The sequence below is a fragment of the Polaromonas sp. P1_F2 genome (assembly GCF_056405735.1).
In genome coordinates this window covers 55,365-81,018 of record NZ_JBFUBN010000017.1, presented here as the reverse complement: position 1 = coordinate 81,018, position 25,654 = coordinate 55,365, and the positions used below count along the sequence as shown (strand labels likewise).

Sequence of the window (25,654 nt, the reverse complement as noted above, 5' to 3'; positions counted from 1 at the left end):
TCTCTTGAATGACCAAACCCGCGGAAGGTCGCGGGTCTGTCTGGGTTCTGGAGGTGTGCTGTGCGCTAGATGCGCATCGGCATCACCACGTATTTGAAGGCCGCATCGTCGGGGATGGTCAGCAGCGCGGAGCTGTTGGAGTCGGCCAGTTCGATCTTGACCATGTCCTGGTCCATATTGGCCAGGGCGTCGATCAGGTAGGTGACGTTGAAGCCGATTTCGATGGCGTCGCCGCCGTAGTCGATGTCGAGCTCGTCGACGGCTTCTTCCTGTTCGGCATTGTTGGAGGCCACGCGCAGGGTGCCAGGCTCGATGTTCAGGCGAACGCCCTTGAACTTCTCGCTGGTCAAAATCGCGGTGCGCTGCAGGCTGGCCAGCAGGGGTACGCGGCCCAGGGTGATGATGTTTTTGTGGTTCTTGGGGATCACGCGGTTGTAGTCGGGGAACTTGCCTTCAACCAGCTTGGTGACGAATTCCATGCCTTCAAAGCTGAACTTGGCTTGGTTGCCGGCGAACTGCATCTCGATGGCGCCCTCTTTGTCGCTGAGCAGGCGCTGCATTTCGAGCACCGTCTTGCGCGGCAGGATGACTTCCTGCTTGGGCACTTCGACGTCGAGCATGGCCGAGGAGAAGGCCAGGCGGTGGCCGTCGGTGGCGACCAGGCTCAGCTGCTTGCCTTCGGCGACGAAGAGGATGCCGTTGAGGTAGTAGCGGATGTCATGGACCGCCATCGCGAAGGAGACCTGGTTGAGCAGCTCCTTGAGCACCTTTTGCGGGACCGAGAAACCGGGGCCGAAGTTGGCGGCTTCCTGGACCAGGGGGAAGTCTTCGGCGGGCAGGGTCTGCAGCGTGAAGCGGCTTTTGCCGCCCTTGAGGATCAGCTTGTTCTGCGAGGACTCGAGCGAGACGGTCTGGTCGCTGGGCATGGAACGCAGGATGTCGATGAGCTTGCGGGCACCCACGGTGGTGGTGAAGTTGCCGGCGTCGCCGTCGAGCTCGGCCGTGGTGCGGATCTGGATTTCGAGGTCGCTGGTGGTGAGCTGCACTTGCGCGCCGGTTTTGCGGATCAGGACGTTGGCCAGAATCGGCAAGGTGTGCCTGCGCTCAACGATGCCGGCGACCGATTGCAGTACCGACAAAACTTTATCCTGGGTTGCTTTCAGAACGATCATGACTTCCTCTGTATATATCTTTAATTCTTTAATTCAAATTAGTAGTAGTAGATAAGGGCAGCGCCAATCTGTGGATAGCGCCATTTTCCCCTTTTTGATCAACCACTTGGCGTTTGTTTAACCATGTGTCCAGATACCGTGGAAGCCTGCTGCCGGATATGAACAACTTTCGATTGTCATCTGCTTCTGTGGATAAACCATGGGTTGTTCAAAAGTTGTCCCCAAACTTGTTGTGAAGGCATTTAAGCCGGGGATTGGGCCTGAAAAACTGAGCGCTAAAGGATTCATTTGCCATATTTGCGATGGGTGCCATATATAGGGAGCGCTTTCAGCCCTTCAGGGTCTGCTCCAGCACGTGCAGCTGCTGGTTGAGCTCAGTCATCTGCTGGCGCTCTGCGGACATCTTGCGGACGGCGTGCAGCACCGTGGTGTGGTCGCGGCCGCCAAAGAGCTCTCCGATCTCGGGCAGGCTCTTCTGGGTCAGTTCCTTGGCCAGATACATGGCGATCTGGCGCGGCCGGGCGATGCTGGCGGGCCGTTTCTTGGAATACATGTCGGCGACCTTGATCTTGTAATAGTCGGCGACCGTCTTCTGGATGTTCTCGACGCTGATCTGCCGGTTCTGGATGGACAGCAGGTCGCGCAGGGCCTCCCTGGCCAGCTGGATGGAGATTTCCTTGAGGTTGAAGCGGGAGTAGGCCAGGATCTTGCGCAACGCGCCTTCGAGCTCGCGCACGTTGGAGCGCACGTTCTTGGCGACGAAAAAGGCGACCTCTTCGGGCATGGAGGCGCCTTCGGCCTCGGCCTTGCGGATCAGGATGGCGACGCGCATTTCGAGTTCGGGCGGCTCGATGGCGACCGTGAGGCCGGAATCGAAGCGTGACACCAGGCGCTCGTGGATATCCGTGAGGCCCTTGGGATAAGTGTCGCTGGTCATGACGATGTGCGACTTTTTGGTCAGCAAGGCCTCGAAAGCGTTAAAAAACTCTTCCTGGGTGCGGTCCTTGTTGGCGAAGAACTGGACGTCGTCGATCAGCAGCAAATCCAGGGAGTGGTAACGCTCCTTGAATTCATCAAAAGTCTTGCGTTGGTAAGCTTTAACCACATCTGAAACAAACTGTTCAGCGTGGATGTAGAGAACTTTGGCGTTGGGGTTGTCGGCCAGCAGTTTATTGCCGATGGCGTGCATCAAGTGGGTCTTGCCCAAACCGACGCCGCCGTAGATAAAAAGCGGGTTGTAAAGCTGGCCCAGGCTGCTGGAAACATGCAGCGCGGCGGCCCGGCCCATGCGGTTGGCCGTGCCTTCAATCAGGGTGTCGAAGGTCAGCGCGCTGTTGAGGCGGTTTTTAAATGGCGCGCCGGCGGCTTCTTCGGGCACGCCCAGGCCGACGGGTTCTGGAATGTTCGAGCCTTCGAAGCTGCGAATCAGAGAAGCTGATTTTACGGGCGCTTCGCGAGGAGCAAGCGCTAACTCAAGCGGTATGCTCTGGCCGGAAATCTTCTCGAGCAGGGCTGAAATACGGCCGGCGTACTGTGCGCGCACCCAGTCGAGTTTGAAGCGATTGCCCACCAGAACGGTGACTTTGGAGAGGTCGGCCGCGACGTTAACCACCAGCGGACGGATCCAGGTGTTGAACTGCTGCTCGGGTAATTCCTGCGCCAGATGGTCGACGCAGCTTTGCCACAAGTCCTGGCTCAGGTTTTGGACGGATGCCTCACTCATGCTGGTTTTTGCCGGGTTGCCGGCCTGGCAGAATAGGCCGGGCGGCGTGTCGCTGCTTGTGGATATTGTTAATTTTGAGCACCGGCAATTGTAGTCCGGACGGGGAGTTATCCACAAAATAATTGCTTCGGGTTTCAACCTATTTTGGGCTCCCCCGGCGGGGATTCCGGCGGGTTCTGGCGGCCCTGCGGCGGCGTCCGGCGGGCCGGCCGGGTGCTTCTCAGCCTTTACCCCCAATGAGCGGGCTAACTTGTTGCCAGCGTTGGGAAATCTGCGATAATCATGGGTTTCCCTGATTCGCAGCGGGTTTGATACCTGTTTGCAGACTTGCAGAGTTGGTTGTGTTGTACGGCCACCAAGATCATTCGAATCGCCGAGGGGAAGCTTTGCAGCTGACCGGCTAACAAGCTAATAGGCTAACAAGCAAACAGGACCAGGACTCATCATGAAACGCACATACCAACCTTCCAAAGTCAAACGCGCACGTACGCACGGCTTCCTGACGCGCATGAAAACGCGCGGCGGCCGCGCAGTGATCGCTGCACGCCGCGCCAAAGGCCGCAAACGCCTGGCTGTCTAAGCCTGTCGTTTTTGCTGGCCATCCGCAGTTTTTCGAACTGACGCCTGGCGCTCGTGCAGCGGCTTCAAACCCGTTCCCAGTTCCAGGCAGTCCTTGCCGGCGCCATTGTTGCAAAAACAATGCACTTCGCATTGCACCGCAATGCGCTCGATGCCCAGCCCGTGCAAGCCGAATCCGGCAGCCTTGTTGATGTCCCCGCGGCAAGGTCGCTGTTCCCCGTCCAGGACGTCTGGCTCGGGGCGATGGTTCCCAAACGCTGGGCCAAACGGGCTGTCACGCGCAACGCCATCAAACGCCAGATCTACACCGTGAGCGCTGATTTTTCGCATCAGTACCCCCAGGCCGCGTATGTGGTCCGCTTGCGGCGTGATTTTTCGCGCAAAGAATTCATCAGCGCCACTTCTGAGCCGCTCAAGCAGGCCGTGCGCGCCGAAGTCCAGGCCTTGATGCAGGCGGCAGGGGCCAAAGCGCCATGAATCCCGTGCTGGCCGCTATCGTCCGCCTGCCGCAAACGCTGTTGATAGGCCTGGTCAAAGGCTATCGCCTGTTGCTCAGCCCCTGGCTGGGCTCGGCCTGCCGCTTCGAGCCCACCTGTTCCGCCTATTCCCTGGAGGCGCTGCAGCAGCATGGCGCTGCCGTCGGCAGCTACCTCACCTTGCATCGGCTGGCCCGTTGCCACCCCTGGTGTGAAGGCGGGCACGACCCGGTGCCGCCGGCCGCCTCCGCGGCGGGCCCTTTCGCCCGCCCCTCTCTCTTTTCCCGCCTGGTCACGCCTGTGGCCCCTACCTCTTCTAAAAAGACGCCGTCATGAACGACATCCGCCGCACCATCTTGTGGGTGATATTTGGTTTCTCCATGGTCCTTCTGTGGGACCAGTGGCAGGTCTATAACGGCCATAAGGCGACCTTCTTCCCCTCGAGCACGCAGTCCGCCAAGGCCCCCGCCGTGGGCGCCTCCGCACCGGTTGCCGGCGCCTCGGCATCTTCGGTGCCCGCGCCACAGGCTTCTTCGAATGCGGCTCCGGCCACGCCCGGTGCCGTGCCCACAGGCGCCCCGAGCACCGCGCCCGCGGCGACCAAAGAGCGCGTGGTGGTGAGCACCGACGTGCTCGCGCTGACCTTTGACAGCGAAGGCGGCACCCTGGTGCACTCGGCCTTTGTCAAATACAAGGACCAGACCCACAAGGACCAGGGTTTTGTGCTGCTGGATGAAAGCGCCAACCGCGTTTACGTGGCGCAGACCGGCCTGATCGGCAGCGGCAGCCTTCCCACGCACAAGACCCTGATGAAGGTCGTCCCCGGCGAGCGTTCGCTCAAGGAAGGCCTGAACGAACTCGAAGTCAAGTTTGAGTCGGCCGACGTCGGCGGCGTCAAGCTGGTCAAGACCTATACGCTCAAACGCGGCGCCTACGACATCGCGGTGCGCCACGACATCGTCAACTCCGGCACGGTGGCTGTTTCGCCGCAGCTGTACCTGCAGCTGGTGCGCGACGGCAACAAGCCGCCCGGAGAGTCCTCTTTCTATTCCACCTTTACCGGCCCGGCGATTTACACCGATGCCAAGAAGTACCAGAAGGTCGAGTTCAAGGACATTGAAAACAACAAGGTCGACGTCGAGAAACAGGCCAGCAACGGCTACGCCGCCATGGTGCAGCATTACTTCGCCTCGGCCTGGATTCTGGGCGACGGCGTCAAGCGCGACCTGTTCTTCCGCAAGGTCGACACCAATCTCTACGCCGTCGGCATGATCACGCCGCTGGACATGATCGCCCCCGGCGCGACCAAGACCATCGATTCGAAGTTCTTCGTCGGCCCGCAGGAAGAAAAAACCCTGGAAGCCATCTCGCCGGGCCTGGAGCTGGTCAAGGATTACGGCTGGCTCACCATCTTGGCCAAGCCGCTGTACTGGCTGCTCGACAAGCTGCACGGCTTCATCCACAACTGGGGCTGGTCCATCGTGGCGCTGGTGCTGCTGCTGAAGGTCGCCTTCTACTGGCTCAATGCCAAGGCTTACGCCAGCATGGCCAAGATGAAGGCCATCAATCCCAAGATCATGGAAATGCGCGAACGCCTGAAAGACAAGCCGCAGGAAATGCAGCAGGCGATGATGAAAATTTACCGCGAGGAAAAGGTCAACCCCATGGGCGGCTGCTTCCCCATCATGATCCAGATCCCGGTGTTCATCGCGCTGTACTGGGTGCTGCTGTCCAGCGTCGAGATGCGCAACGCGCCCTGGATTCTGTGGATCCACGATCTTTCGGCGCCCGATCCTTTCTTCATCCTTCCCGTTGTGATGACGCTGACCACCATGCTGCAGACCGCGCTCAACCCCGCGCCGCCGGACCCGATGCAGGCCAAGCTGATGTGGTTCATGCCCCTGATCTTCAGCGTGATGTTCTTTTTCTTCCCGGCCGGCCTGGTGCTGTACTGGATCACCAACAACATCCTGTCGATCACGCAGCAGTGGGTCATCAACACCCGCATGGGCGTGCCGCCGCAGTTCAACCTGCCGAAATTCAGGTAAGGCGGACAGGGAATAAAAAATCGGGCCGCTTCGCGGCCCTTTTTCTTGGGAAATCGCTTGGGGGGGCGGGCCTTGCCTCCAGGCGGCCCCGCCGGGCGTTTGCCCCTTAATATCTACCTCTACCACCATGCTGGCCCGACACCACGATCCCATTGTTGCCATTGCCACCGCGCCCGGCCGCGGGGCGGTGGGCATCGTGCGTGTGTCGGGCAAACACATCGCGCCCGTCATTGAAGCGATTTGCGGCCGCGCGCTGCAAGCGCGTCAGGCGAGCTACCTGCCCTTTCGGGACGCGCACGGTGCGGCCATAGACCAGGGGCTCGCCCTGCATTTCCCGGCGCCGCATTCCTACACCGGCGAAGACGTGCTGGAGTTGCAGGCGCACGGCGGCCCCGTGGTGCTGCAGCTGCTGCTGGCGCGCTGCCTCGAGGCCGGCGCGGTGCTGGATCCGGCGACAGGCCAGGCGGCGGTGCCGCGGCTGCGCGTGGCGCAACCCGGCGAATTCACCGAACGCGCCTTCCTCAACGACAAGATAGACCTGGCGCAGGCCGAGGCGATCGCCGACCTCATAGACGCGAGCACCGAAACCGCGGCGCGCTCGGCCGCGCGTTCGATGTCGGGCGAGTTTTCGCTGGCGGTCAACACATTGCTCGAGCAGCTGATCCATTTGCGCATGCTGGTCGAAGCCACGCTGGACTTTCCCGAGGAAGACATCGACTTCCTGCAGAAGGCCGACGCGCAGGGCCAACTCGAGCGCCTGCAAACGACGCTGGCCGGCGTGATGCAGCGCGCCGTGCAGGGCGCGCTGCTGCGCGAGGGCATCAAGGTCGTGATCGCCGGCCAGCCCAATGCGGGGAAGAGCTCGCTGCTCAACGCACTGGCCGGCGCCGAACTCGCCATCGTCACGCCGATTGCCGGCACCACGCGCGACAAGGTGTCGCAACTGATCCAGATCGAAGGCGTGCCGCTGCATGTGGTGGACACCGCCGGCCTGCGCGAGGCGCTCGATGAAGTGGAAAAAATCGGCGTGGAACGCGCATGGGCTGAAATCGCCAGCGCCGACGCCGTGCTCTTCCTGCATGACCTGACCCGGCATACCGCCGACTACCTGGCCGCCGACGCGCACATCGCGCAAGTGCTGTCTCGCGAATTGCCGCGCAATACACCCATCATCGATGTCTGGAACAAGTCCGATGCGGCCGGCGCGGAGCTGCTGGGCACGATCAGCGGCGGTGTGTTGATTTCGGCCAAAACCGGCACCGGTCTGCAGGACCTGCGCCGCCGGCTGCTGGAGGTCGCGGGCTGGCAGGCGGTGCCTGAAGGCGTGTTCATGGCGCGCGAGCGCCATGTGCGTGCTTTGAACCAGGTACAAGAGCAACTCGTGAGAGCCGGCGCACAACTTCATGCCGTGCAACCGGCGCTGGATTTGCTCGCCGAGGATTTGCGGCAGGCCCAAATGCATCTCGGCGAAATCACCGGCACGTTCACGCCGGACGACCTTTTGGGCGAAATTTTTTCGAGATTCTGCATCGGAAAGTAATGAACCGGCGACAGGCGGGCGCCGTGCACGGACCAGCGGTCACAGACCCTCGGTAATGGTCAAAAATGGCCTTCTCTCGAGGGGAAATTACAAAATCAGACCCTCCTGTATCAGGTGTAAGCGGGCGTTAGTGGCCCTTGCTGCGCTTGTAATGCGAAGGTATCTTCCGTTGCACTATGAACGCTCCACTCCCCGCCGCCATCCGTTTTGACATCCAGGGCCTTGCCCAGGCCATCCTGCATTGCCACGCCAGCGATGCCTTGCGTTGCCAATTCAACCAGCCGCACTGGGACATCCTGGCCAGCTACCTGCAGCCCTTCGCGCTGAACAGCGGCCAGGTGCTGATGGAGCAAGGCGCGCTGGACCGCACGCTGTACTTTGTCGAAAGCGGCACCTTGAGTGTTCATTACGAGGATGAAAAAGCGCGTGTGCGCATGGCGCTGGTCGGCGCCGGTACCGTGCTCGGCGAAGGCGCGTTTTTCTCGCACATGCCGCGCAGCGCCACGGTGCATGCTTCCACTCCTTGCAAGCTCTGGTGCCTGACGCCCATGCGCTTCCTGGAACTGGCCAACCGCCACAGCCCCATCGCATTGGAGCTGACCATGGCCATGGGTTCGGTGATGGCCAAGCGCCTGTACAACCGACCCAAGCGCGTCGCGGTGACCTGAGCCGGCACCGCTGCACGCTGGTGCGCATTCACGGCGCGCGCAGCAGTTATCAGACAAGGGCCTCTTGCAAACAAAAGGTTTCGGCGACCTGGCGGCAAACCGGCAACGTGCGTGATTTTTTACCGTGCGGTGCTGCGGGCGATTCGATAAAGTGATCCTTAATCAACCGCCAAACAACAGCGTTCCGGATTTGTGGGGATTGCTTACAGACTTAACACCCCGCATTGACGGAAAATTGCCCTATCCATTACAAGAACGCCGCACATGTCTTTTCTACACTGGTTTTCCAGCAAGCCACAGGTCAAACCTTCCGCCTCTGCGGAAGAACACAAGCGCGCCGCCGCAGCGCGCGAGAAATCGCCTCCTTCCATTCCGGGCCGCCTGCCTGTTGAACCCGCCGCGCCCGGCGACGGCTCCAAGCTCAAGCGCCACGCGCGCCGCGAACAGCTGTACACCGCGATCCGCGAGTCCATGACACGTTCGGGCGTTCTGTCGGCCAGCTATAAGTTCAAAGTTCTTTCGCTGGACCAGCGCGGCAATGAATTCCTCGTCATGATGGACCTCGCCAAAGCTTTCGGTCGCTCTTCGGAACAACTCGGCGAAATCGAGACCCTGATCATCCAGAATGCCAGGGCGCGTTTCGAAATCACGGTGCCGGCGGTGTACTGGCGCATCGATGAAACAGCAGTGGTGGTCAAACCCAAGCCCCTTGCCCAGGACGCGCCGCCACAAAGCGCGGCAGTCCCTGCGGCCGCCGCGGCCGATACGGTGGTCAAGCCCGCCAGGCCGGGCGCTCCGCGCTACGAGCCCATCCAGGCCGACGAAGTGGCCGCGTTCAAGCAGGCCCTGCAGGCCGCGTCCGCCCAGGGGCCGGCCGCCGCCGCGCCCGAGAACAACGCCAAGGACGGGGTCAAGGTCAAAAGCGGACCGCGTTCCTATGCATTGCTGACCGGCTTCGAAGACACGGAGATGCCGGAATCGTCGTCTGCGCCGGCGCTCAGCAGCACGCAGTACGGCGACCTGATCTAGGCGCTCTCACCGCGCCGGCCGCACGCCGGCGGCGTTCAGTGCCCGGCGAAATCCACCAGCGTGAACAAGGGCAGGCCTGCGGCCTGCAGCTTCGCCGACCCGCCCAGTTCGGGCAAATCCACAATCGCCGCGCCTTCGGTCACGGTGGCGCCCAATTTCTCGAGCAGCTTTTTGCCGGCCATCATGGTGCCGCCCGTGGCGATCAGGTCGTCGATCAACAGGACCTTGTCACCGGCCTTCACGGCGTCGGTGTGCAGCTCCACCGTGGCACTGCCGTATTCCAGCTCGTAGGTTTCCTGCACCGTGGTGAAGGGCAGCTTGCCCTTCTTGCGGACAGGCACAAAACCGACATTAAGCTCATAGGCCACCACTGCGCCCAGGATGAAGCCGCGAGCGTCCAGTCCGGCCACCACGTCGGGGCGCAGCGCCGGGTCCATGTAGCGGTGCACAAAAGCATCTATCAGGACGCGGAATACTTTGGGGTTTTGCAGCAGCGGCGTGATGTCGCGAAACTGCACCCCCGGCGCGGGCCAGTCCGGCACGGTGCGGATGTGGTTGCGCAAATACTGGCTGACGGATTGGTGCTGAAGGCTGTGGAGGTCGGGCATGGTTCATCGTGCGGGGTGAGTGCGCGTATTTTGCGCTTCGTGGGGACGCAGGTCGCGTCAGCCCGGGGCGCCGGCGGGGCTTGCCTTGGCCGGCCGGCCACGCAGCAGTTTTTCCTCGGCCATGGCCAGCGCCTCCGGCTTGCCTGACAGCACCAGCGTGTCGCCGCCTTCCAGCAGGGTTTCGGCTTGCGCCGCCACGGCCTTGCCGTTGCTGCGGCGCAGGCTCACGACGCGCACACCGGCGGCCTCCAGCGCCATGGCGCCCAGGGGCTTGCCAAGTGATTTGATGCCCAGCGGCAAGGTGACATTGGACAGCCGCTCCTGCTCCAGCTCATTGACCGTGTCGTCGTCGGCGCCGCGGAAGTAGCCGCGCAGCAGGTTGTAGCGCGCGTCGCGCTGGTCCTGCACCACGCGGATCACGCGGCGCATGGGCACCCCCACCAGCGCGAGCGCGTGGCTGGCGAGCATCAGGCTGCCCTCGATGGCTTCAGGCACCACTTCGGTGGCGCCGGCCGCCTGCAGCTTTTCCAGGTCGTGGTCGTCCACCGTCCGCACGATCACCGGCACCGTGGGCGCATGGGCGCGCGTGTTGGCCAGTACCTTGAGGGCACTGGCCGTGTCCAGGTAAGTGACGACCACCGCGCTGGCGCGCGCCAGGCCGGCGGCCATCAAGGCCTGCAGGCGCACGGCGTCGCCGAACACCACGGAGTCGCCGGCGGCGGCGGCCTGCCGCACGCGGTCGGGGTCCAGGTCCAGCGCCATGTACTGGATGCCTTCGCGCTCCAGCATGTGGCCCAGGTTCTGGCCGCAGCGGCCGTAACCGCAGATGATCACGTGCTTGTTGGCGTTGATGGACTTGCGCGCGATGGTGGTCATCTGCAGCGACTGCTGCAGCCATTCGCTGGAGACCAGCTTCATCACGATGCGGTTGCTGTACATGATGATGAAAGGCGTGGCCAGCATGGACAGCACCATGCTGGCCAGGATGGGGTTCAACAGGGCCGGCGGCACCAGGTGGTTCTGCTGGGCCAGCGTGAGCAACACAAAACCGAATTCGCCGGCCTGGGCCAGGTACAGGCCGGTGCGCAGCGACACACCTGCGGTGGCGCCCAGCGCGCGGGCCAGCGCGGTGACCAGCACCAGCTTGAAGACGACGGGCAGCGTCATCAGCAACAGCACCAGCGGCCAGCGCTCCAGCACCAGTCGCCAGTCGAGCAGCATGCCGATGCTGATGAAGAACAGGCCCAGCAGGACATCGTGGAAAGGCCGGATGTCGGTCTCGACCTGGTGCTTGTATTCGGTTTCCGAAATCAGCATGCCGGCGATGAACGCGCCCAGCGCCAGGCTCAGGCCGGCGCGTTCTGTCAGCCAGGCCAGCGCCAGCGTGACCAGCAGCAGGTTGAGCACGAAGAGTTCTTCGCTCTTGCGCCGCGCCACGATGGTGAGCCACCAGCGCATGACGCGTTGCCCGCCCGTCAGCAGCAGCCCCACCAGGACGGCGGCCTTGAGCCCGGCGATGGCCAGCGCCATGAGGAGCGCGTCGGCGGGCGCGCCGAGTGCGGGGATCAGTACCAGCAGCGGCACCACGGCCAGATCCTGGAACAGCAGCACGCCCATGATGCGTTTGCCGTGTTCGGACTCCAGCTCGAGCCGCTCCGACAGCAGCTTGACGACGATGGCGGTGCTGCTCATGGCGATCGCGCCGGACAGCGCCAGCGCGGTCTGCCAGCCCATGGTCCAGAGACTGGGCGCCATGCTGGCGAGGAACAGGGAGCCCACCGTGGCCAGCACGATGGTGAGCGCCACCTGCAGCAGCCCCAGGCCGAACACGTGGCGCCGCATGGAGCGCAGCTTGGGCAGGTTGAATTCGAGCCCGATCACGAACATCAGGAACACCACACCGAACTCGCCGAGGTGCCGCACGCCGTCCGAGTTTTGCGCCAGCGCCAGCGCGTTGGGGCCTATGACCACGCCGACGGCCAGGTAACCCAGCATGGGCGGCAGCTTGAGCGAACGGCACGCGACCACGCCCAGCACGGCGGCCAGCAGGTACAGCAGGGTCAGTTCAAGCGCGCTCATGCGCCGATGGTAGCCGAGGAAGTCCGGGCAGCATGGGCCTTTGTGCGCCTCTATAGAATGCAGCCATGAACCCGGACCCCGTGAAAATTGACGCCGAGCAGGTGCTGGACCTGGCCCGCAAGACCTTTGAGATAGAAGCCGCCGCCGTGCTGGGTCTGGCACAGCGCCTGGGCGGCGAATTTGCCCAGGCGGTTGAATTGGTACTGGCCTGCCCGGGCCGCGTGGTGGTCATGGGCATGGGCAAAAGCGGCCACATAGGCCGCAAGATCGCAGCCACGCTGGCTTCCACCGGCACCCCCGCCATGTTTGTGCACCCGGCCGAAGCCAGCCATGGTGACCTGGGCATGATCACCGCCCAGGACGTGGTGCTGGCGATCTCCAACAGCGGCGAAAGCGAGGAGCTCACGGTGATCCTGCCGGTGCTGAGCCGCCAGGGCGTGCCCATGATCGCCATCACCGGCGGCGCCCAGTCCGCGCTGGCGCGCTACGCGCGCGTCACGCTCGACAGCAGTGTGGCGCTGGAAGCCTGCCCGCTGAACCTGGCGCCGACGGCCAGCACCACCGCCCAGCTCGCCATGGGCGATGCGCTGGCCGTGGCGCTGCTCGACGTGCGCGGCTTCAAGGAAGAGGACTTTGCCCGCTCGCACCCGGGCGGCGCGCTGGGCCGCAAGCTGCTGACGCACGTCAGCGACGTGATGCGCAGCGGCGACGCCGTGCCGCAGGTGCGGCTTGAGACCAGCTTTACCGACCTCATGCGCGAGATGAGCGTCAAGGGCCTTGGGGCCTCCGCCGTGGTCGATGGCGCGCGGCGCGTGCTCGGCATTTTCACCGACGGCGACCTGCGCCGCCTGATCGAAAAAGGCGTGGACCTGCGCAGCAGCAAGGCCGGCGACGTGATGCATGCCGACCCGCGCACCGTGCGGGCGGATTCGCTCGCGGTTGAAGCGGTCGCGTTGATGGAGCAGCATCGCATCACCAGCGTGCTGGTGGTCGACGAAGCCGGTGTGCTGTGCGGCGCGCTCAACACCAACGACCTGATGCGCGCGAAAGTTATTTGATCTTCCCCCCGTATGCCCCTATTGATGCCCACCATGCCCCAAGCCGTCCCCGCCCTGAACTTCGCCCCCGAACTGTTGCTGCGCGCACAGGGGGTCAAGGTGGCTTTTTTTGATGTGGACGGCGTGCTGACCGACGGCGGCCTGTATTTCTCGGAATACCCGCAAGGCCACGAACTGGCACAGCCCACAGGCGGCTACCGTGCGGCCGGTGAAATCATCAAGCGCTTCAACACGCTGGACGGCCACGGCCTGAAGCTGTTGCAACGCGCCGGCATCACGCCCGTGATCATCACCGGGCGTGACAGCCATGTGTTGCGCGCCCGCCTGCAGGCGCTGGGTGTGACGCATGCGTATTTCGACACCGAAGACAAACGCCCCGCGGCAGAGCTCGCCCTGCAGGCGCTGGGCCTTGACTGGAGCGCCGCCGCCGCCATGGGCGACGACTGGCCCGACTTGCCGGTGATGTCCCGCGTAGCCCTGAGCTGCGCGCCGTCCAATGCGCACGCCGAAATCCTTGCGCAGGCCCATCATGTCACGCGGGTGCCGGGAGGCCATGGCGCGGCGCGCGAGTTCTGCGACCTGCTGCTCATTGCCAGTGGGCGCTACGGCGAATTTCTTCAGGAGTATCGCCGGTGACGACGGCGGTGCATCAGGGCGCTGGCCGTGGCGGCGCGTTCCGCACGCTCAAGAGGGCCTGGCGCAGCTTGCTGCGCGTATGGGACAGCATGGCCATCTACATGCCGCTGCTGATGATGGGCGCGCTGGCGCTGGGGACCTACTGGCTGGTGCGCAACACGCCGATTTTCAGCACGCCGGAAGCCGTGCGCGAAGCCAGCCACGACATCGACTATTTCATGCGCAAGTTCACCGTCAAGACTTTTGACGAGGGCGGGCAGCTCAAGAGCGAGATCTACGGCATCGAGGCCAGGCATTTCCCGGACACCGACATTCTTGAGATCGACCAGGCGAGGATCCGCAGCATCAGCCCCGACGGCCGTATCACCGTTGCCACGGCCAACCGCGCTTATTCCAACGGTGACGGCTCGGAAGTGCAGCTGACCGGCAATGCGCGGGTCGTCAGGGAAGCCAGCACGGATGCCAGCGGCAAGGAAACGCCGCGCATGGAGTTTCGCGGCGAGTTCCTGCATGCTTTCCTGAACGACGAGCGTGTGAAATCCCACAAGCCCGTGCTGCTGATCCGCGGCACCGACCAGTTTGTCGGCGACACTTTCGCGTATGACAACCTGGACCAGGTGGCCGACCTCAAGGGCCGCGTCCATGGCATCCTGGTGCCCCGCTCCGCGGCGAGCGCCGCGGGCCTTCCCACCTTGACCTTGCCGACGGCACCATCGGCGCCGGCAAGTCCCACCAGACCGGCCACGCCTTAACGGCCGGCTTTTTTAACGGCCGCCTATGTCCAGACTCGTATTCATCACCGGAGCGTCCAGCGGCATAGGCCAGGCGCTGGCCATGCGGTTTTATTCAGCGGGTTACCGGCTGGCGCTGGCCGCGCGCCGCACGGCGGAGGTCCAGGCCTGGGCCGAGGCTAACGCCCTTGGCGCGGGCCGCTACCAGGTCTACAGCGCCGATGTGGCCGACACCGACAGCATCGTGGCGGCCGGCCTGGCCTGCGTCGCCGCGCAGGGCCTGCCCGATGTCGTGATCGCCAACGCCGGCATCAGCGTCGGCATGGACACCGCCGTGCGAGCTGACCTGGACGTGATGGCGCAGACCTTTGCGACCAACAACATCGGCGTGGCGGCCACTTTTCACCCCTTTATGGCCGGCATGGCGGTGCGCGGAAGCGGCACGCTGGTGGGCATAGGCAGTGTGGCCGGCATACGCGGCCTGCCCGGCCACGGCGCGTATTGCGCCAGCAAGGCGGCGATCATCGCGTATTGCGAAAGCCTGCGCGGTGAGCTGCGCCCCAGCGGCGTGAAAGTGGTGACGATCTGTCCCGGTTATATCGATACGCCCCTGACCCGCGAAAACCGTTACCCCATGCCCTTCCTGATGAAGGTCGACACCTTCGCAGACAAGGCGTTTGCGACCATTCATGCGGGACACAGTTATCGGGTGATTCCCTGGCAGATGGGCATCGTGGCCAAGCTGATGCGCCTGCTGCCCAACGCGCTGTTTGACAAGGCCGTGGCCGGGCGCGCGCGCAAGCATCGCCAGGATGAGCGCTGACCGCGCTTTTCTCAGGCCGGAAAGCAAAAAGGCTTCAAAACCGAAGTCTTGAAGCCTTTTTAGCGCTCTTTCAGCCGGGGCTGAAGAGTGGGGTTCAGCAGGGCTTAGTAGCCGCCGCGTCCACCACCGCCGCCGCCGCCGGAACGGCCACCGCCGCTACCGCCGCCGCCGTAAGGGCTGCGGAAACCGCCGTCGCTGCCGCCGCCTGAGCGACCACCGCCGCCGCCGCCGTAGCCACCACCGCCGGAGCGATCGCCGCCACCGCCGTAGCCGCCACCACCGCCGCCGCCGAAGCCGCCGGTACGGGGAGGACGTGCCTCCATCGGACGGGCTTCGTTCACCACGACGCTGCGGCCGCCCAGAGGCTGGCCGTTCATGCCGTTGATGGCTGCCTGGGCTTCTGCATCGCTGCCCATTTCGACAAAGCCAAAGCCCTTGGAGCGACCGGTGTCGCGTTCCATCATGACTTTAGCGCTGGTGACAGCGCCGAATTGGCCAAAAGATTGTTGCAGGTCTTCGTCGCGAACCGAGTAAGGCAGGTTGCCGACGTAAAGTTTGTTGCCCATGAAGGGACTCCTCTAAAACACAAAAACAAAAGCGATGGGGTCCCGAAAGCACAACAAATCTTGATACGTACCGCTGTAGCGCGCGAAACTGACCGATCACCTAACGTGTGCGAATGCTGGCATTCGCACCGGCATATTATGCTCGACGAAAATAAAACACAATCCTCTAGCGTTACTACCTAGACTGCGCCAGCCCGCATGAACAGGGGCTCTCCGGCCTCTTTTGGTGCCAGCTGGAGCCGGGTTTTCGCGGCCAAAGCGAGTCCATGACGAGCGGCGACGGCAAGCCCAAATGAAGCATAAAGACTTCCATACCTTGCCAAGCTCCAATGGACTTGACTTCTGAAAATTCTTTTTGAAAAACAAGCCGCAACTGATTTACGAGCTAAGTTAGTGCCTACATTGAAAAAATCGACGTCATAAAAACCAGAGCCGTGCTGGTTTATTGGGCTTGCGAAGCCCGGCCGGGTTAAACCCTTGGACCGCCGCGTGTGAAGCTCCACAAAGAGCCGAAATAGAGCACGCTGCGCACGTAGTTTGTTCCAACTCTCAGGAAATAGTTACACAAATTTGCATTCACGAAGAGTGCTGTTCTTGTCTGTGTAGTGCGCTCTCTTTTACGCGCGGCATCGGCCCCCGTCGACCGCGCAACAAGGCGCTATTTCGGTAAATTGTCCGCGGCCCGGCCTGCCGCCGCCTGCTCGGCCGCGCCGGTGTAGTGGCGCCAGCGCTTCATTGCGGCGCGCAGGGTCAGGATCTGGTTCTCGAATCGGGGGCAAGCCTCGCAGGCCATCAAGTGCAGCTTGAGCGCGACGTGGTCCGGCAAGCTGAGCGCGCGGTCCTCGCGCGCGATCAGCAGGGCCGCGGCCTCGCGGCAGGTGCGTCGTAACAGGGTGATCTTGGGTTTCACGTCGGGGAGCGGAAAGGCGTCAGGTGCCGGGTTGGCCGAACCAGTGGATATTCAGGCACTCCTGCAGGCGCAGGCGGGCCCGGTGCAACTGGACATAGAGGTTGGTCGGTGTCAGCGAGAGTTCCTTACAGACTTCCTGTGAGGAAAGCTCCAGCCATTCGCGCATCAGGAACAGCCGGCCCAGCGCCGGCGGCAGGCGCTCCATGCAGGCGTCCAGCACCTGGAAGAACTGCACCTGCTGCAGGGTCTGGTCGGGGTTGCCCCAGTCGTTTGGGGTTTCGGCGAAGTGGCCGTCGGCCTTGAAGGACAGCCGGTCCAGCTCGTCGCCGTCCTCGTCGGCCTGGGCGTCCGGCACGGCCACCAGGCGGGCATTGCTGCGGATCAGGTCTATGACCTTGTGTTTGAGGATGCCGACCAGCCAGGTCTTGAGCTGCGAACGGTTGCCGAAGGACTGGGGCTTGGACAGCGCAGCGAGCAGGGTCTCCGACACCGCGTCTTCCGCCCATTCGTCATTGCGCAGCTGCAGGCGCGCAAAGCGAAGGAGGTAGAGCCGGTGTTCGACCAGCTGCTCTTCAAAAGTAGGCATGGCCGGAAGTCTAGCGGCAGCCGGCCCCGGCCGCTACCAATTGACTTCGCGATCCGGTGTGGCGCCGATGCGGTGGATCGAAAGGTCGGCGCCTTCAAACTCTTCCTCCTGGCTCAGGCGCAGGCCCATCGTGGCCTTGAGCGCGCCATAAACGGCAAAACCCGCCAGCAATGCCCAGCCCACGCCCATCGCGCTGCCGATCAATTGCGCGCCAAAACTCACGCCGCCCAGGCCGCCGAAGGCCTGGCTGCCGAAAATACCGGCCGCGATGCCGCCCCACAGGCCGCACAGGCCGTGCAAGGGCCAGACGCCCAGCACGTCGTCGATCTTCCATTTGTTCTGCGTCAGCGTGAACATCACGACGAACACACCGCCGGCCACGCCGCCCGTCACCAGCGCGCCCAGAGGGTGCATCAGGTCCGAACCGGCGCACACCGCCACCAGCCCGGCCAGCGGACCGTTGTGCACAAAGCCCGGGTCGTTCTTGCCGAAAGCCAGCGCCGCCAGCGTGCCGCCCACCATGGCCATCAGCGAGTTGACGGCAACCAGGCCGGATATCTTGTCAATGGTCTGCGCGCTCATCACGTTGAAGCCGAACCAGCCCACGGTCAGGATCCAGGCGCCCAGCGCCAGAAAAGGGATGTTCGACGGCGGATGGGCCGACACCGCGCCGTCCTTGCGGTAGCGGTTGCTGCGCGCGCCCAGCAGGATCACCGCAGGCAATGCCAGCCAGCCGCCCACGGCGTGGACCACGATGGACCCTGCGAAGTCATGGAACTCCGCGCCGGTCAGCGACTTGATCCAGGCCTGCACGCCGAAGTGCTGGTTCCAGACGATGCCCTCGAAGAAGGGATAGACCAGGCCCACTATGACGGCCGTGGCGATCAGCTGCGGGTAGAAGCGTGCGCGCTCGGCAATGCCGCCCGAAATAATCGCCGGAATCGCCGCGGCAAAGGTCAGCAGGAAGAAGAACTTGACCAGCTCGTAACCGTTCCTGGCGGCCAGCTGTTCGGCGCCGACGAAAAAATGGGTGCCGTAGGCCACGCCATAGCCCACCACAAAATACACCACGGTGGACACCGAGAAGTCCACCAGGATCTTGACCAGCGCATTGACCTGGTTCTTTTTGCGAACCGTGCCCAGTTCCAGAAAGGCAAAACCAGCATGCATGGCCAGCACCATGATGCCGCCCAGCAGGATGAACAAGGCGTCAGAGCCCTGTTTTAGTGCTTCCATATGTCCCTCTTCAGATGAAATGTGATTTATTGGTGCGTAATTCCGTGAATTTCAGGAATCGCACCAAATACAAGCAAGAAATGCGCCGGAACTGTGCGAAATGGCCTGCCGAAGCCCTGGCGAGGGCTCGCGCCCGAGATGAAGCTTCGGAGACTAAGGATAGAATGCAGGCTGTCATTGGGGAGTAGCCAGCCTTTCAATCCTGAAAGGGGCTTGCGTCAACAGACTTGTTCCTGCGGAACATGGCGCAAGCGGTCTTCGGATCACGCGAGACCTTTGACTGCACAGCCTCCGCTTCAGGCCGGGGATGCCGTGCAGTCATGGGTTTCATCCGGCCGGAGTCTTTTTTTGAATGGAAGCTTTCCTCGTCTCCACGGGCATCGTCGCCCTCGCCGAAATGGGCGACAAGACGCAACTCCTCGCGCTCATCCTCGCGGCCCGCTTCAAAAAGCCCTGGCCCATCGTCGCCGGCATCCTTGTCGCCACACTGGCCAACCATGCCCTGGCCGGCGCCGCCGGCGCCTGGGCGACCACGCTGATCGGGCCGCAAATGCTGCGCTGGATCCTGGGCGCCTCTTTCCTCGCCATGGCCGCCTGGATGCTGGTGCCCGACAAGCTCGATGCGGACGAGGACGAAAAACCGCCGCGCCACGGCGTGTTCTTCACCACCGTGCTGGTATTTTTCCTGGCCGAGATGGGCGACAAGACACAGATCGCCACCGTGATGCTGGCCGCGCGCTACGACGCCATCGCCAGCGTGGTCGCGGGCACCACGCTGGGCATGATGCTGGCCAATGCGCCCGTGGTCTGGCTGGGCGAGCGCGTCACGCGCCTGGTGCCGCTGCGCGCCGTGCACATCGTGTCGGCGCTCATCTTTACCGGCTTGGGCCTGGCCGCGCTCTTGATGTGACCCCGGCTTGCTATACTGACCCCAGCGCCGATTTGCTCAGCTTGCGGGCGCTTAAAAAGTACAGCTAAAGACGACCTCCAGAAACCCGGACTCGCTTTAGCGATGCCGGGTTTTTTGTTTTCTGCAGGTGATTTTTTGACACTTATTGCCACCCCACTCAGCATGCATTTTGTCGAGGCGCTGCCGCTGCAGAGCGGTGCGTCGATACGCGCCTACGACCTGAGTTATGAAACCTACGGCGAGCTCAACGCCGACAAGTCCAATGCGGTGCTGATCTGCCACGCGCTCAATGCCTCTCACCATGTGGCGGGTGTCTACCTCGATGCGCAGGGCCAGCCAATCGACAAATCCGAAGGCTGGTGGGACACCATGATCGGCCCCGGCAAGCCGGTCGACACCGACCGCTTCTTCGTGATCGGCGTCAACAACCTGGGCTCCTGCTTCGGCACCACAGGCCCCATGCAGCCCAATCCCGACACGCAGGAACTCTACGGCGCCGACTTCCCAGTCGTCACGGTGCAGGACTGGGTCAGCGCGCAAGCCCGCCTGCTGGACCGCCTGGGCATACAGACCCTGGCCGCCGTGATGGGCGGCAGCCTGGGCGGCATGCAGGCCCTGGCCTGGACGCTGCAGTACCCCGACCGCGTGCGCCACGCCGTGGTGGTGGCCAGCGCGCCCAACCTCACGGCCGAGAACATCGCTTTCAATGAAGTGGCCCGGCGCGCCATCGTGACCGACCCCGACTTCCACGGCGGCCATTTCTACCGCCACGGCGTGCTGCCCAAACGCGGCCTGCGCATCGCCCGCATGATCGGCCACATCACCTATTTGAGCGACGACGTGATGAACGAAAAATTCGGCCGTCAGCTGCGCCAGGCGGTCGCGGAAACCGTAAATGCCGACACACCCTACAAATACACCACGCAGGACATCGAATTTGAAATCGAAAGTTATCTGCGCTACCAGGGCGACAAGTTCAGCGAGTACTTCGATGCCAATACCTACCTGCTGATCACGCGCGCGCTCGACTACTTCGACCCGGCCCGCACTTACGGCGGCAGCCTGACCCAGGCGCTGGCCCACGTGAAGGCCAAATTCCTGCTCGTGAGCTTCACCACCGACTGGCGCTTTTCCCCCGCGCGCAGCCGCGAAATCGTCAAGGCCCTGCTCGACAACCAGCGCGACGTGAGCTACGCCGAAATCGACGCGCCGCACGGCCATGATGCGTTTTTGCTGGAGGACGACCGCTATCTCGGTGTGGTGCGTTCCTACTTCCAGAGCAAGGTGGCCGCATGAACCCGACTGTCGACCTCAATGTGCAGCCATCGGCCGACCTGCTGTCCATCGCCCGCCTGGTGCCGCCCGGCTCCCGCGTGCTGGACCTGGGCTGCGGCACCGGCGAAATGCTGGACTACCTGATCCGCGAACGCGGATGTTCGGGCTACGGCGTCGAGATCAACGACGCCAACGTCCAGGCCTGCGTGGCGCGCGGCGTCAACGTGATACAGCTCAATCTTGAGGAAGGCCTGGCGCTGTTCGGCGACAGTTCATTTGACGTGGTACTGCAGATCGACACCCTGCAACACCTGCGCAACGCCGAAACCATGCTGCGCGAAACCGCGCGCGTGGGCCGCGCCGGCGTCGTCGTGTTCCCGAACTTCGGCCACTGGCCGAATCGCCTGGCTGTTGCGCGCGGCCGCATGCCGGTGACCAAGGTGCTGCCTTACCAGTGGTACGACACGCCCAACATCCGCGTCGGCACGCTGCAGGATTTCGAAGCGCTGGCGCTGCAGAACCAGCTGGAAATCCTGGACTCGTTTGGCCTGCAGGATGGCCGCGAAGTCCGTTTCTGGCCGAATGCCCGCGCCAGCCGCGCGGTGTTCAAGTTCAAGCGTGAGTAGCGCCGGCGCTGTCTGATCTCTGACGACGGCTTCGGCCAAAAGCAGACATAAGCCGCAATTCCGAATGGGTCGGCCGGAATTCTGACCTGGCCCCCCCGCGCCCCCAAGTCGTGCTGGGGCATGTTGCGACGCGTTCGAAAGCTGTCAACAGTACGGTTTCAGCACAAATCTGGCAAATTCTCTTGTAACGTTCATCACTTTATGAGATATTTGCTTCATGAACGACTGGCTAGTCCTTACTGCAACACTGCCGACCACCCCGAGCGGCCTGCGGGTCCGGGTGTGGCGCGCACTCAAGGCTACAGGTGCGGGAACGCTTCGGGAGGGGGTCTATGTCCTCCCGGCCACGGCGCCCTCCGCTGTGGCCCTCCGGGAACTCGCCAAGACGATTACCGACGCTGGCGCTGACGCCTACTTGCTCGAATTGCGCGCGCGCGATGACGCTCAGGAACAGGCGTTCCGCGCCTTGTTCGACCGCTCTGAGCACTATGCAGAGCTCGTGCAGGCCGTGAAGGATGCCCGCAAGGGCATCAAGTCGGCCAGCGAAGCGGAACTTCATAAGACACTGCGCAGCCTTGAGCAGCAACTGCAGCAGGTCCAGGCAAGCGATTTCTTCCCGGGCAAGGAGAGCGCAGGGTGTGTCGAGGCAGTCTCGGCTCTGCGGCGTGAGATTGAACTGCACCTCTCGCCGGACGAGCCATCGCCCACAAGGGCCGTTGTCCCCGCGCTTTCCATCAAGGACTACCAGGGCCGCACCTGGGCCACCCGCAAGCGCCCCTGGGTAGACCGCCTGGCCACAGCCTGGCTGGTCAGTCGCTTCATCGACAAGTCCCCGAACTTCATCTGGCTGGCGGATCCGAAGAAGTGCCCCAAACAGGCTCTCGGCTACGACTTCGACGGAGCGGCTTTCACGCACGTGGGTGAGCTGGTGACCTTCGAGGTCGTCGCCAGGAGTTTCGGCCTTGACGAGAAGCCCGCCCTGGCGCGGCTCGGGCAGCTCGTGCATTACATCGACGTCGGGGGCGTTCCGCTCGACGAAGCGCCGGGCATAGAAATGATCGTCCGGGGCTTGCAAGCGCAGCACGGGGACGACGACCAGCTGCTTGAAGCGGCGTTCGCTTTTTTTGACACCCTGCACACCGCGCTGAAGGCCGCCAGATGACCACCCCTATCGCCGACCAGACAGCGCCCGAACCCATCACCCGCGGGGAAGCGTTCTCCTTCTGGCTGAAGCTTGGCTTCATCAGCTTCGGCGGGCCCGCAGGGCAGATTGCCATCATGCACGAGGAGCTCGTGGAGCGCCGGCGCTGGATTTCCGAGAACCGCTTCCTGCACGCCCTGAACTACTGCATGTTGCTGCCCGGCCCGGAGGCGCAGCAGCTGGCGACCTACATCGGATGGTTGATGCACCGGACCTGGGGCGGCATTGTCGCCGGCGGGCTGTTCGTCCTGCCGTCGCTGTTCATCCTGGTTGCACTGTCCTGGGTCTACATGGCTTTCGGCCATGTCCCGGCCATCGCGGGCCTGTTCTACGGCATCAAGCCCGCGGTCACCGCACTGGTCGTGCATGCCGCCTACCGGGTTGGCTCCCGCGCCCTCAAAAACGGCTGGTTATGGGGCATCGCGGCTGCGGCGTTTATCTCCATCTTTGCATTCAACATACCGTTCCCGATGATTGTGCTCGCGGCGGGCACCATCGGCTACTTCGGCGGGAAGTACGCACCCGACAAGTTCAAGACCGGCGGCCACGGCGCTTCCGCCAAGCAGTTCGGCCCGGCCCTCATCGACGACCATACGCCCACGCCCGCCCATGCGCTCTTCACATGGAAGCGCGTCAGGCAAGTGCTGGTGGTCTGCCTGAGCCTGTGGGTAGCCGCCATCGGCGCTCTCACGGCTGCATACGGGTGGGACGCGGTGCTCACACAGATGGCATGGTTCTTCACCAAGGCAGCGCTGCTGACATTTGGCGGCGCCTATGCGGTGCTGCCCTACGTCTACCAGGGCGCAGTGGACAACTACCAATGGCTCACCGGCCCCCAGATGATCGACGGCCTGGCGCTCGGCGAGACCACGCCCGGTCCGCTGATCATGGTCGTCGCGTTTGTCGGCTTCGTCGGTGGCTGGACCAAGGCCATTTTCGGCCCTGAGTCGCTGTTCCTGGCCGGTGCCGCCGCGGCGACGGTGGTCACCTTCTTCACCTTTTTGCCGTCGTTCTTCTTCATCCTGCTCGGCGGGCCTTTCATCGAGTCCACGCATGGCAACCTGAAGTTCACGGCCCCGCTGACTGGCATCACAGCCGCCGTGGTGGGCGTGATCTTGAATCTCGCGGTGTTCTTTGCCTACCACGTGCTCTGGCCGCAAGGCCTCGCGGGCCGGTTCGAGTGGGCTTCAGCCGTCATCGGAGTAGCGGCCGCCGTAGCGCTGTTTCGCTTCAAGGTTGGTGTCATTCCCGTCGTGCTGGTCTCCGGCATCGTCGGCCTGGCGCTGCGGCTCAGCAACATTATTTAAAGGTGCACCCATGGACGCTCGAATTCACGACCTCTCCTTCGATCCTGCCGGCATGAACGGCCTTTCGGAGAAATTGCTGCGCAGCCATCACCAGAACAACTACAGCGGCGCCGTCAAACGGCTAAATGCCATCCGCGGCCGGTTGCGGGAGATGCCTTTCGCGACTGCGGCCGGCTTCGACCTGAATGGGCTCAAGCGGGAAGAACTGATCGCCACCAACTCGATGCTGTTGCACGAGCTGTACTTCGACTGCCTGGGTGCCACCGGCGAGCCGCTGACACCCGCGGCGGTGCTTGCGCTGCAATCGAATTTCGGCAGCGTTGAACGATGGCGTGAGGAGTTCGTCGCCATGGGCAAGGCCCTGGCCGGCGGCTCCGGCTGGGTGCTGCTGGTATTCCAGCCGCGCGAGGGAACCCTTGTGAACCAGTGGGCCGCGGACCACACGCACGCGGTGGCGGGTGGCATCCCCATCCTGGCGCTCGACATGTACGAGCACGCCTACCACCTGGATTTCGGCGCGGCCGCCGGCCAGTATGTCGACGCCTTCATGGAGAACATCAACTGGGCGCGCGTGTACGAGCGCTACCAGGCCGCGGTGGAGGCTTCAAGCGAGCCGTTCGCCGCCACTGCCGACGACCTCGCCGGCGCCCATGTTCTCGATGTCCGGCGGGCAGGGGTCTTCGACCAGGCGGACTCGCTCATCCCCGGCGCGCAGTGGCGAGACCCTGCCCAGGTGAACGACTGGTCAGCGCAGTTGCCCAAGGACAAGCCCGTGATGGTCTATTGCGTTTACGGGCACGAAGTCGGGCGATCCACCACCATGCGCCTGCGTGCGGCAGGGGTCAATGCAAAGTTCCTGAGCGGCGGCATTGACGGCTGGAAAGCGGCAGGCCGGCCGCTCGCGACAAAGCAAACCTGAGGCGTGCTTCATGGACGTGATCGACTTTCACTGCCACTTCGCCGGAAAGGGCATTCCGGTCGACGCGTCCAGAGGCAACCCACCAGCCCAGAAGGAATTCTGGGACGGCGTCAGCCGGCGGCTGACGCAAGAGGCGGCATTGCTGGCGTCGCTGCAGACGGCAGGCGTGACGAGCCGCGTCATCAACACCTCCCTTGAGTTCGTCTTGGCCCCAGGTGAGGAGGCGGACCTCGACACCATCCGCAGAATCAATGATTCGATGGCAGAAGTCACACACCGCCACAGTGGTGTGTTGCACGGGCTTGCCACCGTGGACGCCTACCGTGGCGAAGCGTCAGGCCGCGAATTGACGCGAGCAGTCAAGGAGCTGGGCCTGAAAGGTGTGTTTATCGAGAGTGCAAAGGGGGATCTGCTGCCCGATGCACCAGAAGCCAGGGCGACCTTTCTTGCCGCATCGGAGCTGAACGTCCCTGTGTTCCTGCATCCGGTGCCGGACGTGGCTCTGCGCCAGAAGTTCAGGCGCACAGGAAAGTTTAGCGAGCGTCTTTCGCGTAGCGCGATCAACAGCGCCGCCCTGCTGGCCATGGTGCACGCCGGCATGTTCGAGGAGATGCCCCATCTGAACGTGGTCGTCACCGCGCTTGCGCTGGGTGGCTTGATGGTCGGGGAATGCCTGGCGGATGGCGCGCGGATCGGCAAACACGCGTCGCCGCGGCGCAATGTCTACATCGACACGACAGGCACGCACCCGGTCATGCTGCGTGCGGCCATCGACCTCGTAGGGGCGGACCATGTCGTCACCGGCACGGATTGGCCCGTGGTCACTGAAACGGATCTGCCGGCCCGGCTCACCAGCCTGTTCGACCAGTGCGGCCTGGGCGAAGCCGACCGGGAGCTGATCGCCAACGGGAATGCGCGGCGCCTGCTGCACGCCTAAGCCTTTAAGGA

At 63.3% G+C, this 25,654-nt stretch carries 26 protein-coding genes and 1 riboswitch; of the genes, 18 read left to right on the top strand and 8 right to left on the bottom strand.

All coding sequences use genetic code 11. The annotated features are described in order from the left end of the window. Positions 1 to 65 precede the first annotated feature (65 nt). Complete coding sequence (dnaN, locus tag AC1D0O_RS23895; protein ID WP_477655973.1) at positions 66 to 1,172, bottom strand: DNA polymerase III subunit beta; 1,107 nt, start codon at positions 1,170 to 1,172, stop codon at positions 66 to 68. A 328-nt stretch (positions 1,173 to 1,500) separates the two neighbouring features. Continuing rightward, positions 1,501 to 2,895 carry a chromosomal replication initiator protein DnaA gene (dnaA, locus tag AC1D0O_RS23890; RefSeq protein ID WP_477655972.1) on the bottom strand — a complete coding sequence of 465 codons (1,395 nt, stop codon included), beginning with the start codon at positions 2,893 to 2,895 and terminating at the stop codon, positions 1,501 to 1,503. A 445-nt stretch (positions 2,896 to 3,340) separates the two neighbouring features. On the opposite strand from dnaA, the gene rpmH reads away from it, so the two are divergent. The 7 genes from rpmH to AC1D0O_RS23855 all read left to right on the top strand — a co-directional run bounded on the left by rpmH (position 3,341) and on the right by AC1D0O_RS23855 (position 9,235). Then, positions 3,341 to 3,475, top strand: coding sequence for a 50S ribosomal protein L34 (rpmH, locus tag AC1D0O_RS23885; protein ID WP_007862708.1), 135 nt, complete (start codon positions 3,341 to 3,343; stop codon positions 3,473 to 3,475). 53 nt (positions 3,476 to 3,528) lie between these two features. Then, a complete protein-coding gene (locus AC1D0O_RS23880) occupies positions 3,529 to 3,951 on the top strand; it encodes a ribonuclease P protein component (RefSeq protein ID WP_477655971.1) in 423 nt (140 codons plus the stop codon). Then, on the top strand, positions 3,948 to 4,286 hold the full coding sequence (gene yidD, locus AC1D0O_RS23875; RefSeq protein ID WP_477655970.1) for a membrane protein insertion efficiency factor YidD: 339 nt from the start codon (positions 3,948 to 3,950) through the stop codon (positions 4,284 to 4,286). Before AC1D0O_RS23880 ends, yidD begins: the two co-directional genes overlap by 4 nt. Beyond that, positions 4,283 to 5,998 carry a membrane protein insertase YidC gene (yidC, locus tag AC1D0O_RS23870; RefSeq protein ID WP_477655969.1) on the top strand — a complete coding sequence of 572 codons (1,716 nt, stop codon included), beginning with the start codon at positions 4,283 to 4,285 and terminating at the stop codon, positions 5,996 to 5,998. Before yidD ends, yidC begins: the two co-directional genes overlap by 4 nt. A gap of 127 nt (positions 5,999 to 6,125) precedes the next feature. Next, positions 6,126 to 7,538 (top strand): tRNA uridine-5-carboxymethylaminomethyl(34) synthesis GTPase MnmE, encoded by a 1,413-nt coding sequence (mnmE, locus tag AC1D0O_RS23865; protein WP_477655968.1) that lies wholly within the window; start codon positions 6,126 to 6,128, stop codon positions 7,536 to 7,538. Between the two features lie 176 nt (positions 7,539 to 7,714). Then, positions 7,715 to 8,206 carry a Crp/Fnr family transcriptional regulator gene (locus AC1D0O_RS23860; protein WP_007862691.1) on the top strand — a complete coding sequence of 164 codons (492 nt, stop codon included), beginning with the start codon at positions 7,715 to 7,717 and terminating at the stop codon, positions 8,204 to 8,206. 264 nt (positions 8,207 to 8,470) lie between these two features. After that, a complete protein-coding gene (locus tag AC1D0O_RS23855) occupies positions 8,471 to 9,235 on the top strand; it encodes a hypothetical protein (protein WP_477655967.1) in 765 nt (254 codons plus the stop codon). A 35-nt stretch (positions 9,236 to 9,270) separates the two neighbouring features. Here the strand turns inward: AC1D0O_RS23855 and AC1D0O_RS23850 are convergent, their stop codons facing one another. Both AC1D0O_RS23850 and AC1D0O_RS23845 read right to left on the bottom strand, forming a co-directional pair. After that, complete coding sequence (locus AC1D0O_RS23850) at positions 9,271 to 9,843, bottom strand: adenine phosphoribosyltransferase (protein WP_477655966.1); 573 nt, start codon at positions 9,841 to 9,843, stop codon at positions 9,271 to 9,273. 57 nt (positions 9,844 to 9,900) lie between these two features. Beyond that, positions 9,901 to 11,922, bottom strand: coding sequence for a monovalent cation:proton antiporter family protein (locus tag AC1D0O_RS23845; protein ID WP_477655965.1), 2,022 nt, complete (start codon positions 11,920 to 11,922; stop codon positions 9,901 to 9,903). Positions 11,923 to 11,987: 65 nt separating this feature from the next. Between AC1D0O_RS23845 and AC1D0O_RS23840 the strand changes: the two genes are divergently transcribed. From AC1D0O_RS23840 to AC1D0O_RS23825, 4 genes are read left to right on the top strand one after another with little or no spacing between them, the layout of a single operon-like run. Beyond that, entirely contained in the window at positions 11,988 to 12,980 is a 993-nt protein-coding gene (locus tag AC1D0O_RS23840) for a KpsF/GutQ family sugar-phosphate isomerase (RefSeq protein ID WP_477655964.1), read from the top strand. Between the two features lie 33 nt (positions 12,981 to 13,013). Further along, entirely contained in the window at positions 13,014 to 13,616 is a 603-nt protein-coding gene (locus AC1D0O_RS23835) for a KdsC family phosphatase (RefSeq protein ID WP_477655963.1), read from the top strand. Beyond that, positions 13,613 to 14,368, top strand: a complete 756-nt coding sequence (gene lptC / locus AC1D0O_RS23830; protein ID WP_477655962.1) for an LPS export ABC transporter periplasmic protein LptC — start codon at positions 13,613 to 13,615, stop codon at positions 14,366 to 14,368. The genes AC1D0O_RS23835 and lptC overlap by 4 nt, the downstream gene beginning before the upstream one ends. A 25-nt stretch (positions 14,369 to 14,393) precedes the next feature. After that, entirely contained in the window at positions 14,394 to 15,170 is a 777-nt protein-coding gene (locus AC1D0O_RS23825; RefSeq protein WP_477655961.1) for an SDR family oxidoreductase, read from the top strand. Positions 15,171 to 15,274: 104 nt separating this feature from the next. Here the strand turns inward: AC1D0O_RS23825 and AC1D0O_RS23820 are convergent, their stop codons facing one another. From AC1D0O_RS23820 to AC1D0O_RS23805, 4 genes are all read right to left on the bottom strand, one after another. Continuing rightward, complete coding sequence (locus AC1D0O_RS23820) at positions 15,275 to 15,736, bottom strand: RNA recognition motif domain-containing protein (protein ID WP_477655960.1); 462 nt, start codon at positions 15,734 to 15,736, stop codon at positions 15,275 to 15,277. Between the two features lie 658 nt (positions 15,737 to 16,394). Beyond that, the gene (locus AC1D0O_RS23815; RefSeq protein ID WP_477655959.1) at positions 16,395 to 16,646 is read right to left on the bottom strand and encodes a zf-HC2 domain-containing protein; all 252 of its coding nucleotides are present in this window, start codon (positions 16,644 to 16,646) and stop codon (positions 16,395 to 16,397) included. Positions 16,647 to 16,665: 19 nt separating this feature from the next. After that, positions 16,666 to 17,232, bottom strand: coding sequence for a sigma-70 family RNA polymerase sigma factor (locus AC1D0O_RS23810; RefSeq protein ID WP_477655958.1), 567 nt, complete (start codon positions 17,230 to 17,232; stop codon positions 16,666 to 16,668). A 33-nt stretch (positions 17,233 to 17,265) separates the two neighbouring features. Next, positions 17,266 to 18,468 (bottom strand): ammonium transporter, encoded by a 1,203-nt coding sequence (locus tag AC1D0O_RS23805; protein WP_477655957.1) that lies wholly within the window; start codon positions 18,466 to 18,468, stop codon positions 17,266 to 17,268. Between the two features lie 167 nt (positions 18,469 to 18,635). Next, positions 18,636 to 18,813, top strand: a riboswitch (yybP-ykoY riboswitch). 7 nt (positions 18,814 to 18,820) lie between these two features. Between AC1D0O_RS23805 and AC1D0O_RS23800 the strand changes: the two genes are divergently transcribed. The 7 genes from AC1D0O_RS23800 (at position 18,821) to AC1D0O_RS23770 (ending at position 25,643) form a co-directional block, all read left to right on the top strand. After that, positions 18,821 to 19,378, top strand: coding sequence for a TMEM165/GDT1 family protein (locus AC1D0O_RS23800; RefSeq protein ID WP_477655956.1), 558 nt, complete (start codon positions 18,821 to 18,823; stop codon positions 19,376 to 19,378). 135 nt (positions 19,379 to 19,513) lie between these two features. Next, positions 19,514 to 20,674, top strand: coding sequence for a homoserine O-succinyltransferase MetX (gene metX, locus AC1D0O_RS23795; protein ID WP_477655955.1), 1,161 nt, complete (start codon positions 19,514 to 19,516; stop codon positions 20,672 to 20,674). Next, the gene (gene metW, locus AC1D0O_RS23790) at positions 20,671 to 21,279 is read left to right on the top strand and encodes a methionine biosynthesis protein MetW (RefSeq protein ID WP_477655954.1); all 609 of its coding nucleotides are present in this window, start codon (positions 20,671 to 20,673) and stop codon (positions 21,277 to 21,279) included. The genes metX and metW overlap by 4 nt, the downstream gene beginning before the upstream one ends. Positions 21,280 to 21,496: 217 nt before the next feature. Continuing rightward, a complete protein-coding gene (locus AC1D0O_RS23785; protein ID WP_477655953.1) occupies positions 21,497 to 22,441 on the top strand; it encodes a chromate resistance protein ChrB domain-containing protein in 945 nt (314 codons plus the stop codon). Then, the gene (chrA, locus tag AC1D0O_RS23780) at positions 22,438 to 23,787 is read left to right on the top strand and encodes a chromate efflux transporter (RefSeq protein WP_477655952.1); all 1,350 of its coding nucleotides are present in this window, start codon (positions 22,438 to 22,440) and stop codon (positions 23,785 to 23,787) included. The genes AC1D0O_RS23785 and chrA overlap by 4 nt, the downstream gene beginning before the upstream one ends. A 10-nt stretch (positions 23,788 to 23,797) precedes the next feature. Further along, positions 23,798 to 24,706, top strand: a complete 909-nt coding sequence (locus AC1D0O_RS23775) for a Fe-Mn family superoxide dismutase (protein ID WP_477655951.1) — start codon at positions 23,798 to 23,800, stop codon at positions 24,704 to 24,706. A gap of 10 nt (positions 24,707 to 24,716) precedes the next feature. Continuing rightward, on the top strand, positions 24,717 to 25,643 hold the full coding sequence (locus AC1D0O_RS23770; RefSeq protein WP_477655950.1) for an amidohydrolase family protein: 927 nt from the start codon (positions 24,717 to 24,719) through the stop codon (positions 25,641 to 25,643). Positions 25,644 to 25,654 lie beyond the last annotated feature (11 nt).